Origin of the sequence: Paenibacillus sp. FJAT-26967, from assembly GCF_001541095.1 — a bacterium.
GTDB lineage: Bacteria > Bacillota > Bacilli > Paenibacillales > NBRC-103111 > Paenibacillus_F.
In genome coordinates this window covers 716644-728816 of the sequence record NZ_LMXH01000001.1, presented here as the reverse complement: position 1 = coordinate 728816, position 12173 = coordinate 716644, and the positions used below count along the sequence as shown (strand labels likewise).

The window sequence follows — 12173 nt, the reverse complement described above, 5'->3', positions numbered from 1 at the left end:
AAACCCAGCAGACGCTTGCTTCCTTCAGGCAATTTCAGGCAATTTCAGGCAACCTCGGGCAACTTCAGGAAATTTCAGGCAACCTCAGTCAAACTCCTTTCTGCAAAGTTAAGACGGTCGTGAATGCGCTTACATTAAGCTGTGGTTTCCCGTGCTTTTTATCCCTTAGGAGTCATCACACCGATTACCCTCCACCCTTAAACCATCATTTTGTGTTTGGAATAACTTCGGTTATAATTAATAAATCAAATTGATTTATTAATAGAATACACAAAGAATCTGCCGAGTTCAACAGAAAGTTTGTTAAGTATTAGTAAAAGGAGGCTTGTTATTCTTGTCGACTGCTAAAAGCTCCAGCAGCACTTTACTCAAATCCATTAATCAGCAAAAGGTGTTGTTTCTTATATTCTCCGAAGGACCTATCTCCCGCGTCGAGCTTGCCCAAAGAACGGGATTAAGCCATCAAACCGTGGCCAATATTGCAGGCCGGCTGCTGGAGGAGCATGCGATCACCGAAACTCAGCCTTCCTCTTCCGAAGCAGGCAGTATCGGCAGAAAACGCGTACCGCTTTCTATTCACGCCTCTTACTTTCATATGATCGGAATCGAACTCGCAGCCAAGTCCATCCGCGGTTCTGTCTACAACCTGAAAGGCGAACAGATAATCCGGGCGGTAGAGCGGACCGAGAGATACGAGAATGAAGAACATCTGCTTCTGCTGCTCCATGGTGTCATCGGGGAGCTGCTGAAGACCATGCCGGATGAGCACAAAGTCAAAGGAATCGGCATCAGTGTGAAGGGACTGGTCGATTCACGCACCGGCTGCCTCCTCCGTACGCCCGGCCTCGGGTGGCAGCGCATTCCGCTCAAAGACTTGCTTGAGGATAAGCATGGCCTCCCGGTATATCTGGAAAACGACGTTAACCTGCTCGCGGTCAATGAGAACATGAAAGGCACGCTCCGCGAATCCGTGAACAATGTCACCCTGATGTTGGATTACGGGATCGGCGGTGCCATTGTCCTGGACAAGAAACTTATCACCGGTTCTACCTTTGTAGCCGGCGAATTCGGACATTATAAAGGATTCCATGGAGCGGACGCCCTGGAATGCTTCTGCGGCGGGCAAGGCTGCCTCACCACACTGGCTTCGATCAGCGGCCTTGCTCACAATACAGCGTACACCCTGGATTCACTGAAGGCCGATCTGGCTGACGGCATGCCGGAAGTAATTGAACTAGCCGACAAAATCATCGAGTCGGTATCCGCCGCTATCGCAAACGTCATCACCATTCTGAATCCGGACCGCATTCTTCTGTGCGGCCGGATTCTAGACATGCTGGGCAGTGAAAGAAGAAACGCTCTGACCGTGAGCATTCTCAGGAACATTCCCCAGACATGCCGCGGGCTCACCTTCGATTATCTGGAGCAGCTGCCGGACGGCACGGAGTTAGCGGCGGGGATCGTGCTTAAACACGCGTTCGAAGTTTCTTTCGACACGTTATCGCTGTAAAAAGCAATTCCTCACGTATTTTGTGTGAAGGAAAGAAACTTCCATGGCCAGATGATTGAACGGATTAAAGCTGCATAAGCGCAACAAAAAAACGACCGGTGGCTTGCCGATCGTTTTTTGTCGGTCCTAGTCAACTGAGCTTACAGAACCGCTCCTCCCCTGCACTGAGCCGCCTGAAGGGCCGGCTTCGCACAAGAGGCCCGGCGTTGCCGTCTCACAACAACCGCTGCCGTGAGGCCTCGAACAGCAGCACCGTCGTCGCCATCGCCACGTTGAGCGACTCCGCCTGCCCCTGCATCGGGATAATGACCCGATGCGTGGCATGCGCCGCGGACGCGTCCGACACGCCGCGGCCTTCATTGCCCACCACGAGCCACGTCGGACGCGTCAGATCGAGCTCATAACAGCTCAACTGCGCCTGAAGGCTCGTGACGACGATCTGCCGGCCGGCTTCCCGCGCGGCCGGCAGAAGCTCCTGCAGATCCGCCTCCACGATCGGCAGATGAAACAACGATCCCATCGTCGAGCGGATCGTCTTGGGGTTGTACAGGTCGACCGTCCCGCGGCCGAGCACGACTGCTGCGGCTCCGACGGCATCGGCGCTGCGGATGATCGTGCCGAGGTTGCCGGGGTCCTGGACGCCGTCGACCGCGACGACGAGACCCGCGCCGCCCTCAGCCAGCAGCGCTTCCGCCGGCGCAGCCGGCTTGTCCACCACCGCAAAGACGCCTTGCGGTGTTTCCGTATCGGTGCAGCGCTCCATAATGGCGCGCGTCACCGACACGGTCTCAATGCCGGCGTCAGCAGCGCCGGCAGCCAGCTTTGGAGGCAGACCTTTGTCTGCCTCGTAGACGATCGTGCGGACAGCCGCTCCCGCCCGCACGGCTTCCTCGACGAGATGATTGCCCTCGATAAGGTACATGCCTGTTTTCTGCCTGCCTTTACGGTCCAGCAGCTGGGCCCATTCTTTGACCCTCGAATTTTGAACGGATGCGAGATCCGGTAATCCATTTTCTTTTGCCATGGCTATAGCTCCATTACTCTGAATATGCGACTTCAAATCGTTTTAAATCTTTGTTGCTGCCCAGCACAATGAGAATGTCATTCTCCTTGACCGGTTCTTCGACCGGGGGCGGAATGACAAGCTGACCGTCCTGCTTGACAGCGATCACGTTGCAGTTGTAATGCGACCGCATGTTCAGCTCGCGCAAATTTTTGCCGACCATTCTCCGGTTCGCTTTCATTTCGAGAATACTGTGCTCGCTGGATAATTCGATGTAGTCCAGAATATTCGGTGATATAAGATGATGCGCCACACGCTGCCCCATATCTCTTTCAGGGAAAATAATTTTGTCCGCACCGATCTTACGGAGCACTTTGCCGTGAAGTTCATTGGCTGCCTTGACGACAATCATCGGGATTCCCATATCTTTTAACTGAAGGGTGGCCAGTATGCTGGCTTGTATATTCTCGCCGATGGCTACAACGACGACGTCAAAATTACGTAAACCTAGAGCCCGCAGCGCTTCTTCGTCTGTACAGTCCACTTGAACGGCATGAGTAACGACTGTTGAAATTTCCTGAATGCGCTCCTCGCTGTGATCCAAAGCAAGTACCTCAAAACCTAATCCAATCAAATTGATGGCCACCGAGGAACCAAATCGTCCCATACCAATGACCGCAAACTGTTTTTTCATGGGCAACCATCCTTACGATATAGGATACCTGTTCTGTCGTTTATTATAGCATGATTAGACCCGTTTTCGAGCATATTAAAGGCGACCATAAAGGGAAGAGAGGCGATGAGTGCATGATTCTAAGCTTAAGACAAGCCATCGTACAGCGTGTAGAAGGCAAGTCAGATCAAGAACTTCAGGAAATCATCAATGATTCCATCGACGGCCAGGAGCAGGCGCTTCCAGGTCTGGGTGTTCTGTTTGAAGTGATTTGGAAGAACATTACGCCGCAGACTCAGACCGAGCTTGTCACTACGCTTCGCGAACATTTAACCTGACCTTCGTAACCTGTTACGGGAAGAAGCATGGACGTTTGCATCCGGCATTTCTGCAATGACATATGTACGTCTATCCGTATGAACCGGGAATAAAACAGCAGGCGGCAGCCGCTGTAACGAACCAGCTGTGCTGCCGCCCTTTATTATCGTAATCCGTACAAATCGCTTATTTAACTGGTTAGACGCTGAAGCCGCATACGCACGATTACTCCGCCGCAAACTTGCAAAAAGCATGTGGAATCTCGCTTCTTTGGTCGGCCTGTCCATTATGGAACTTCTCCAGCTGCGGCTCCAGAACTTCCATAACATCATGAAAAGTCGCAAATGGATAGAACGGAATTTGTTCCTGTTCCAGATAACGGGCCAGACTGCTGCGGGCAAATACCCAATCGGCAAAACCGGAGCCGTAAATATCGCTGCTTCCGTCTCCAATATAGATCACCCGGTATCCTTGTGCCTTCAAGGATCGGACTACGCCAGCTTTACAGCAGCCGCACCAGGAACAGGCCCCGTTCTTATTCTGAACCTGAAGTGTATAGTTGCCCTGCTCGTCGTATTGAATCGGATTAGCAATAATCCGGTCGACCTCGACACCGAATCTCTTAAGGATGCGATGAATGTAATATTCCATTCCGTCACTCAGGATCGTGACCGGAATTCCGCCGCTTTTACAAAAATCAAGGAACTTCTCCGCACCTTCACGAAGTGAAACCCGGTCTGCAATGGCGTTCACTTCCTGCTGCCGTCCGGCTAGCTGGCCGTAGGATTCATGAATCCATTCCCGGGAACCGATTTCCTTGTTCAGGAATTTAGCCAGCATCCCTTTGGTCTCCGGCTTCTCCTCCACACCGAGCTCACGCATCAGCATAGCACCTACATCTTCATGCATCAAAGTTCCATCAAAGTCTGTTACCACTACCAGCTGTCCTTGCTTTTTATCCATATCTTCCCCCAGAAGCATATTTTGATCCATGCAGCTGCCATTTCCCGCACGAATCGCTATGTTTGTAGGTTCAATTATAGCATACCCGTCCCGTAAGCGGCCCGGTGTGGAAGTATGGATGCAGGCAGAGGACCTATATTAACAGCGGCAGACTGGATTGGCGGACCACAAGACGTGTGGAGAGTCTTTGGTGTACCGGGGCATCCCTATCGCTGCCGCCTGGCTCGGTCGAGCCATCAATCTGCTTCAGCAGACCTTCCGCCGCCCGCAGTCCCATTTCAAAGAACGGAACATACACGGACGTCAGCGGGGGATCGCTCAGTTTGGCAGCCTCTGAATCATCATAACCGACGATTGCCAGATCGCGGCCGGGCACGATTCCGAGTTCCTTGAGTCCCTGCATGAGTCCTACGGCCATGCGGTCGTTGGAAGAGAATACAGCATCAACCTCACGGCCGAGCGCAGCGATCTTCTGTGCGGCCGCGTAACCGCTGGTCCGGCTGTAATTACCGTCCAGTATGCGTTCCTGCTTCACATCTATTCCCGCCTCTGCCAGAGCATTCATGTAGCCGCGCAGCCGGTCGCTGCTGTTGGAATACTCCGGTGACCCGTTTAGAAAAGCAATGCGGCGGAAACCGCCATCGATCAGATGCTTGACGGCTTCATAGCAGCCCGCTTCATGATCGGCATCCACCACGCTGTACGGCTCATTGTCGTAATGCTGGTTAATCAGGACGAAAGGCATGTTCTGCCCGTGAAGCTCGCGGAATCCTTCCCGCTGGGCCGGCACATCCAGTGCGCCAAGAAAAATACACCCGTCCACCTTACGTGAACGATACGGTTCTGTATAATCGGTCCGCTCATCGGGAGACCGGAACATAACCAGCATGTCACAGCCCTGCCTGCGCACTCCTTCTCCGATTCCGCTCAAGATTTCAGAGAAATAATAAGTAGAGAATAAGTGCACTTTAGGCACATAGGGCAGAATAACGCCGATATGCCCGCTCTTGCCGAGCGCAAAGCTTCTCGCCACCGCATTCGGATGGTAATTCAATTCTTTAGCCGCAGCCAGCACCTTTTGTCTGGTGTTCTCCTTCATCGGCCCGACCCCATTGAATACGCGGGAGACGGTCGCCTCGGAGACTCCGGCCATTTTAGCCACATCTTTTCTGGTAACCATACTACACCTCTACCTGATTAATTCGAAGCTGTTTATTAGGTCTATAATCCCACGAATCCGGGATTCAGTCTATCTTTAGCCGGGGCAACAAATTAATGTACACGCGTACATTTTCTCATAGTGCTTCACTTCTTGTCAAACCAACCTAGGGCTCGGATGCCGGGCTCTTCCTAGCTGCTTGCACAAGCACAGGCAACGGATTATGCTTAAATGAGAAAGGCCACTCCGAGAAACCATACGATTTGTATCCTGGCGATTATTAATAAACCTACTGCCTCGAAGGAGTTGAACAGTGGAGCATGATGAATCTGCTCGTCGTTGAAGATGACCGCTCCGTTTGCGAGATGCTGCGCCCTTTTCTGGAAAGAGAAGCACAGGTTACTTTCGTACATACCGGAAACGAAGCTGAGACTATGATTGATGCGGAGCAATGGGATTTGATTATTCTGGACTGGATGCTGCCAAACCGCAGCGGGATTGAGCTCTGCCGGATGATTAGAAGCACCCGCGAAACCCCCATCATTCTACTGACGGCACGCGGTGAAGAAAATGACCGGCTGCTCGGACTTGAATCCGGGGCCGATGATTACATAACCAAGCCGTTCAGCCCCCTCGAACTGTTGGCCCGGATTAAGGCCATTATGCGCCGCTACCGGCTTGGAACAGGTAAAGCCGCAGACAGCCAGTCCGCTGCTGCACCGGAATCCGGCTCACCCGATGGTTCTGACATAAATGCCGAGGAGAGATTTCACTACAAGGATATCCGGGTCGACACCCGGACGCGCGAGGTCAGCGTCGGCGGAAGCACCTTCACGAATCTCACCCCGCGTGAGTTCGATCTGATCTCTCTTCTCGTGCGCAATCCCAAGCGGGTGTTTACGAGAGAACAGCTCCTGGAATCCGTCTGGGGCTACGATTTTTATGGAGACGAGCGTACAGTCGATGTTCATATCAAGAGACTCCGCACCAAAATCGGCACACCCGAGCGGATTTTAATCGCAACGGTATGGGGTGTCGGCTACAAGCTGGAGGAATAGACTATGAAGTTTATCCCGACCCGTCAGCGTTTCACTTTTTTTCAGCGGCAGTTTCTCAGCCTTCTCTTCCTGTCGCTATTTGTGCTTGTGCTGGTCAGCTTCATCTTTGTGTACCTGTTTAAGCTGCACATTTATGACGAGAAGACGGAGGAGCTGGAAAGTGCCGGTGATACAATATCCCGGCTTTTGCTGCGCGAAGAGGTTCCGGATCTGACCCTCAGTGCGTACCGGACTATGCTCCGGGAGCGTAACATCTCTTTTGTCGCCATGAACGCCAAAGGGCAGCTTTACTTCAAAGACCAGCGTAATGCCCCACCGACTTTCCGCTCCAAAACATTCATGGAGAGCCTGCTCGCTCAGATTCCAAAACTGGAGAGCGGAAAAGCCCTAATCGTGGAAGAAAGCGGTCCCGATCCGTATCTAGTCTACCCGCACGAATTTAAGATCAAGAATCAGGACGGCAATAATTATTTATTCGTCATGTCGCCTGTTAAAGGAATTACACAAACGATCTCACGGGTATACGAGACCGTTATGCTGGCAGGCCTGCTCGTACTCGTACTTGCGATGGCCATCGCCCTGGTCGTCTCACGCAATATGAGCCGGGGGGTGCAGTCGATCCGCAGAGCGACCCGGCTTATCGCCGACGGCCACTACGATGCCCGGTCCGATTTGAAGCGGACCGATGAGCTCGGCGATCTTGCGCGTGATTTCAACCGGATGGCGGAGCAGCTCGAAGCCGCTTCCCGCAAGCTGGAGAGCAACGAGATCAAACGGCAGCGGTTTATTACGGATGTTACGCACGAGCTTAGAACCCCCTTGACCTCCATCCGCGGCATAGTGGAAGGGCTGCGAAGCGATTACATTACCGGGCAGGAGCAGCAGGCCAAATACTACGGAATTATTGAGGATGAGACGCTTCGTCTGATCCGTCTTATTAATGAACTTCTGGATATGGAGAAGATTCAGCACGGCCTCATCACTCTGCGCAAAGAGGAATATCCGCTTCACGATTTGCTTGAAGTGCTTGCGGAATCCTTCGGTTTCCTGATTGACGACAAACCGATCAAGCTTGAAATCGACTGCCAGCCGGATACAGTGATCTACGGGGACTATGACCGGTTGACGCAAATCCTGATTAATCTCATTAAGAACAGCATCCAGTTCACCTCTTACGGCACCATCCGTTTAACGGGGGCCATGACGGCTTCTGCGACGGAACTGAGCATAACGGATACCGGCCGGGGTATGTCTGCTGAAGAAATGGAGCAGATCTGGGACCGGTTCTACAAAGCCGATCCTTCCCGATCCAAAGACCGCAGTGAAACCGGTTTAGGCTTGTCCATCGTAAAAAGACTCGTAGAGGCTCACGATGCACAAATTCACGTAACCAGCTCTCCGGGAAGCGGAACGACTTTCCTGCTGCGGTTTCCGCTCCAAGAGGCTTCTGCGTCTAAAGACGTGAACCGCCCGGAATAGACAGCATGACTGATCGGCTGGGCAGGCACACCGAGCTTGCAATCCCCCATAAAAGGCAGGACAGCCACCTTCGGCTGCCTGCCTTTTAATTGTGTATCAGCGAAAAACATCCATGCTACAACCGGTTATTCCTCCGGTACCGGAGAACCTTGGCAAATATTCTTTTATCCTTCAGTGCCCGGAAAATGTAAGGATCCGGCCGTGTATTGACTTCAAGAACCCAAGGATGAAGCTGATGATCCACCGCCACATCAACGCCAACTTCAACAATTCCGGGGTACCGCGCTTTCATCGCCTTGGCTATATCCAGCCCAAGCTTACTGAGTCTGGCTTCGAACCGCAGTCTCTCTTCTTTTTTCAAATAAGGGGACAGCAGTGCTTCCACGGAACGCAGCTTGCCCCCATTGTGATAGTTGGTCACAATCTTAGTCGGGTGGGCTACCCGTCCGATAATACCGGTCGTTTCCCAATTCCCCGATAAATTGGTCTGAACCATCACCCGTAAATCGAACGGGTTGTTATGATGCTTCAGCATCCGTATCCCTTTCTGAACCAGATACTTGCGTCCTCTTGTTTCTGCTTTGAGTGAAATATACAGATCATCGAAACGGGCAAATTTGCGCACCTTGGTGCGGTGGTGGTACCGGTATGCCTGCACCTTCCCTGCCTCGTAGTCTACCCTCATAACCCCGTTGCCGAACGTGCCGTTATCCGGCTTGACATACACCATCTTATACTTGCTCAGCATCGCCAGAAGAGAGTCTTTGGTCATCACACGAGTTGCAGGGATATATGGGCGCACGACGGAGCTGCGGAGGACCGCCACTGTTTTGGCCCATTTGCTCAGCACGAATCTTCTCATTAATCTGCTGCCTCCTCCATGGGGTCTGAACATGGCGGGACACTCCCCGCCGATCACGCGGTGATTGACCGGCCTGTGTGTACCGGCTCACCCTGATTTCCTAGCAGATACGCCTTCTTCATGTTGGTTCACGGCCGTACTGCTATATTGATTTCGTACGGGTTATTGTATGAGAACCGCATTTGACCTGCAACGGACAAATTCCTACCCGGTGTCTATTTTAAATCTTGCTGCTGCATGAAAATCACTTAATTTCCGTTCACGATCCGGAACTTCAAGCCGATTGGAGAAGATTAGCCACGCTGCGCAGACAGCAAAAAAGCCATCCCGTACTTGAAACCGGGATGGCTTGAGGTTTGCCTGTATAACTTACGGAGCATTCGTCAGGAATTGCGCCGTCGGATTCTTCTCCATAGCGGAACGAAGTGCATATTCACTCTCGAATAAAGCGACGTAATTGCCCTTCTTATCCGTCACGAGCTGCGAGTTAATGCGGAAGCGGGAAGGATCGATCTTCTCATCGATGATCCAGCGTGCAAATTGATAGTTCATCCGCTGCAGCTGAATATCGACACCGTACTCCGCCTTCATCCGGTGCTCTAACACCTCGAATTGGAGCTGGCCGACCACACCGAGAATGGTATCATCGAACACACCTGTCGTGTGGAACACTTGAATGGTTCCCTCTTCGGTGAGCTGATCGATCCCCTTCTGGTACTGTTTATGCTTCAGTGCATTCTTGACGGTGACTTTGCTGAACAGTTCAGGCGAGAAGGTCGGCAGTTCATCGAATACGATCTCTTCCTTCTGGCTGAGCGAATCCCCAATCCGGAAGATTCCGGGATCGAACAGGCCGATAATATCTCCGGGATAAGCCTCTTCCACGATATCGCGGTCTTGTGCCAGGAACTGCTGAGGCTGGGACAGCTTGATTTCTTTGCCGGCCCGTACGTGCTTGACCGTCATGCCGCGTTGGAATTTACCGGATACAATGCGTAAGAATGCAATCCGGTCTCTGTGCGCCGGGTTCATGTTCGCCTGAATTTTGAACACATATCCAGAGAAATTCTCGTGTGTAGGTTCGATGGCATCGCCATTCGTGCTTTTACGGGGCTCCGGTTTCGGTGCAAGCTCCAAGAAATTCTCCAGGAAGGTCTGAACACCGAAATTGTTGACGGCACTGCCGAAGAATACAGGTGTAAGCTCTCCTTTCATGACCTTATCGAAGTCAAAAGGATCGCCCGCCACATCCAGAAGCTCCAGCTCCTGACCCAGCTGCTCAAAAAGATGCTCGCCGGCAATTTCTTTGATCACTGGATCTTCGTAGCCTTCTACTTTACGTACGGCGACCTGCTTATGATCGTTCCCCTGGAACAGCTCAATCTGGGTACGCTGGCGGTCGTAGACGCCGCAGAAGCGCTTGCCCATTCCGATCGGCCAGTTCATCGGGTACGAGCGGATACCCAGTACCTGCTCCAGCTCTTCAAGCAGCTCAAAAGGGTCGCGTCCTTCACGGTCCAGCTTGTTAATGAAGGTGAAAATCGGAATCCCCCTCAGCCGGCATACCTGGAAGAGTTTGATCGTCTGCGCCTCGACACCTTTGGCTACGTCAATCAGCATGACTGCGCTGTCTGCCGCTGTCAGCGTCCGGTAAGTATCTTCACTGAAGTCCTGGTGACCCGGCGTATCCAGAATATTAACCTTGTGGCCAAGGTAATCGAACTGCATCACAGATGACGTAACCGAGATTCCTCTCTGCTTCTCAATCTCCATCCAGTCTGAGGTTGCATATTTGCCCACCTTGCGTCCTTTAACCGTTCCGGCAAGACGGATCGCTCCCCCGAATAAGAGAAGCTTCTCTGTCAGTGTAGTTTTACCCGCATCCGGGTGAGAAATAATCGCAAACGTGCGCCGCTTGGCGGCTTCCGCCTGAAGTTCTTTTTGTAGTGGTGTGCTCATTGTTTATTCCTTCCTGCTTTCCCTATAATTCATCCTATGTGGTTCAACGCATCCGGTGCCGACATGCTTCTTACACTTTACCTGTATCGAGAGGAATAGTCCAGTCCGCTTCAGCCAGCCATTGTTTGGTGCCGTAGTCACGTCCCCGCACAACGACCTTGTCCGCAAAAACTTGGATATACAAACCCTGCGTCTTAATTTTATTCACCTGAGGAATACTTTTGTTTAAAGTACGGCCGACCGATGAGTTGTGGAAGTAGTGGAAAGGCTCTTGCAAGTAATGGGCCGCTCCATTCTGGAAATCCTGGTGCCGGTGTCCGCAGAATACGAATACATTCTTATACGGCTTCACCAACTCGCGAATTTCCTCCCCCCTTACAATCTGATGATTGCCTCCCGTACGCCCTTTCATAGGCAGCGGTTGATGGATCATGATAAAAATCGGGGCCGACTTCTCCAGACCGGCCAGCTGCGTTTTGAGCCACTCCATCTGGGCATCCGTATACCAGGCCCCTTCGCCTGCTTCCGGCTTTTCCTGCATATACCCCTCTTGGGACAGGAGCAGAACGGCGGCGCCTCCTATATCCATGCGGTTGTAAGGCTGTTTATAGCCGAAAAATTTCATGAACCTGCTCCGGGCCATCGAATCCGTCTTCCCGTTAGGCATCCCTTCCCGGTTAAACGAACCCTCAGCATCCAGCCACAGGTCATAATATTCGTGATTTCCCATATTGGCATGCACAGGAGGAAGCTTGTACCCCTGCATGAGCTTCCGCAATTCTTTGTAATCTCTTTCGCGCCCGTAATCTGTTACATCCCCTGTGAAAAAAATAGCATCCACAGAATGACCGAATGTGGTCACATCCGTCAAAGCGGATTTAGCGTGCTGAATCGTCAGCGGATCATCCGGCGTGACATGCATGTCACTCAGAATGGCAAATGAAGCCAGCGCCTTCCCGTCCTCGGAACTGGATGGCGATTCCGCTTTGGCCACTGCTGGTTCTACTACTTCTGGAATACCTGAACTGCGCCTCCATGCGCTGATTGCTGTTCCCGTACCCGCTCCGACAGCTAAAGCAATAAAGGCCGTCATCCATTTGAGAAACGAGCGTCTGTTCATTTCTGCCAGCTCCTTCCGGTTAAGCTTTCCTTATTATATCGTTTTTTCGGCAGATCTGCATCCAGTTGT

11 protein-coding genes are annotated in these 12173 nt (G+C 52.1%); 4 read left to right on the top strand and 7 right to left on the bottom strand.

Going from position 1 to position 12173, the window contains the following annotated elements:
* The first annotated feature begins 334 nt into the window (after positions 1-334).
* Positions 335-1510 (top strand): ROK family transcriptional regulator, encoded by a 1176-nt coding sequence (locus AR333_RS03145; RefSeq protein ID WP_068773864.1) that lies wholly within the window; start codon positions 335-337, stop codon positions 1508-1510.
* A gap of 214 nt (positions 1511-1724) precedes the next feature.
* On the opposite strand, the gene AR333_RS03140 is transcribed toward AR333_RS03145, so the two are convergent.
* Complete coding sequence (locus tag AR333_RS03140) at positions 1725-2534, bottom strand: RNA methyltransferase (protein WP_068773863.1); 810 nt, start codon at positions 2532-2534, stop codon at positions 1725-1727.
* Between the two features lie 13 nt (positions 2535-2547).
* Positions 2548-3207 carry a TrkA family potassium uptake protein gene (locus AR333_RS03135; RefSeq protein WP_068773862.1) on the bottom strand — a complete coding sequence of 220 codons (660 nt, stop codon included), beginning with the start codon at positions 3205-3207 and terminating at the stop codon, positions 2548-2550.
* A 113-nt stretch (positions 3208-3320) separates the two neighbouring features.
* Between AR333_RS03135 and sspI the strand changes: the two genes are divergently transcribed.
* Complete coding sequence (sspI, locus tag AR333_RS03130; protein WP_068773861.1) at positions 3321-3524, top strand: small acid-soluble spore protein SspI; 204 nt, start codon at positions 3321-3323, stop codon at positions 3522-3524.
* A 205-nt stretch (positions 3525-3729) separates the two neighbouring features.
* Here the strand turns inward: sspI and AR333_RS03125 are convergent, their stop codons facing one another.
* Both AR333_RS03125 and AR333_RS03120 read right to left on the bottom strand, forming a co-directional pair.
* On the bottom strand, positions 3730-4467 hold the full coding sequence (locus tag AR333_RS03125; RefSeq protein WP_068775101.1) for an MtnX-like HAD-IB family phosphatase: 738 nt from the start codon (positions 4465-4467) through the stop codon (positions 3730-3732).
* A 133-nt stretch (positions 4468-4600) separates the two neighbouring features.
* A complete protein-coding gene (locus AR333_RS03120) occupies positions 4601-5647 on the bottom strand; it encodes a LacI family DNA-binding transcriptional regulator (RefSeq protein WP_068773860.1) in 1047 nt (348 codons plus the stop codon).
* A gap of 299 nt (positions 5648-5946) precedes the next feature.
* Here AR333_RS03120 and AR333_RS03115 point away from each other — a divergent pair, with 299 nt between their 5' ends.
* Positions 5947-6684 carry a winged helix-turn-helix domain-containing protein gene (locus AR333_RS03115; protein ID WP_367583803.1) on the top strand — a complete coding sequence of 246 codons (738 nt, stop codon included), beginning with the start codon at positions 5947-5949 and terminating at the stop codon, positions 6682-6684.
* 3 nt (positions 6685-6687) lie between these two features.
* On the top strand, positions 6688-8163 hold the full coding sequence (locus AR333_RS03110) for a HAMP domain-containing sensor histidine kinase (RefSeq protein ID WP_068773859.1): 1476 nt from the start codon (positions 6688-6690) through the stop codon (positions 8161-8163).
* Between the two features lie 115 nt (positions 8164-8278).
* Here AR333_RS03110 and AR333_RS03105 read toward each other — a convergent pair whose 3' ends face one another.
* From AR333_RS03105 to AR333_RS03095, 3 genes are all read right to left on the bottom strand, one after another.
* Positions 8279-9025, bottom strand: coding sequence for a YheC/YheD family protein (locus tag AR333_RS03105; RefSeq protein WP_068773858.1), 747 nt, complete (start codon positions 9023-9025; stop codon positions 8279-8281).
* Positions 9026-9394: 369 nt separating this feature from the next.
* A complete protein-coding gene (locus tag AR333_RS03100) occupies positions 9395-10984 on the bottom strand; it encodes a peptide chain release factor 3 (RefSeq protein ID WP_068773857.1) in 1590 nt (529 codons plus the stop codon).
* A 70-nt stretch (positions 10985-11054) separates the two neighbouring features.
* Positions 11055-12104, bottom strand: coding sequence for a metallophosphoesterase (locus AR333_RS03095; protein ID WP_068773856.1), 1050 nt, complete (start codon positions 12102-12104; stop codon positions 11055-11057).
* Between the last annotated feature and the right edge of the window lie 69 nt (positions 12105-12173).

Coding starts and splice junctions, on each gene's coding strand:
- AR333_RS03140 (WP_068773863.1), bottom strand. CDS start 2,534: ATGGCAAAAGAAAATGGATTACCGGATCTCGCATCCGTTCAAAATTCG.
- AR333_RS03135 (WP_068773862.1), bottom strand. CDS start 3,207: ATGAAAAAACAGTTTGCGGTCATTGGTATGGGACGATTTGGTTCCTCG.
- sspI (WP_068773861.1), top strand. CDS start 3,321: ATGATTCTAAGCTTAAGACAAGCCATCGTACAGCGTGTAGAAGGCAAG.
- AR333_RS03125 (WP_068775101.1), bottom strand. CDS start 4,467: ATGGATAAAAAGCAAGGACAGCTGGTAGTGGTAACAGACTTTGATGGA.
- AR333_RS03120 (WP_068773860.1), bottom strand. CDS start 5,647: ATGGTTACCAGAAAAGATGTGGCTAAAATGGCCGGAGTCTCCGAGGCG.
- AR333_RS03115 (WP_367583803.1), top strand. CDS start 5,947: ATGATGAATCTGCTCGTCGTTGAAGATGACCGCTCCGTTTGCGAGATG.
- AR333_RS03110 (WP_068773859.1), top strand. CDS start 6,688: ATGAAGTTTATCCCGACCCGTCAGCGTTTCACTTTTTTTCAGCGGCAG.
- AR333_RS03105 (WP_068773858.1), bottom strand. CDS start 9,025: ATGAGAAGATTCGTGCTGAGCAAATGGGCCAAAACAGTGGCGGTCCTC.
- AR333_RS03100 (WP_068773857.1), bottom strand. CDS start 10,984: ATGAGCACACCACTACAAAAAGAACTTCAGGCGGAAGCCGCCAAGCGG.
- AR333_RS03095 (WP_068773856.1), bottom strand. CDS start 12,104: ATGAACAGACGCTCGTTTCTCAAATGGATGACGGCCTTTATTGCTTTA.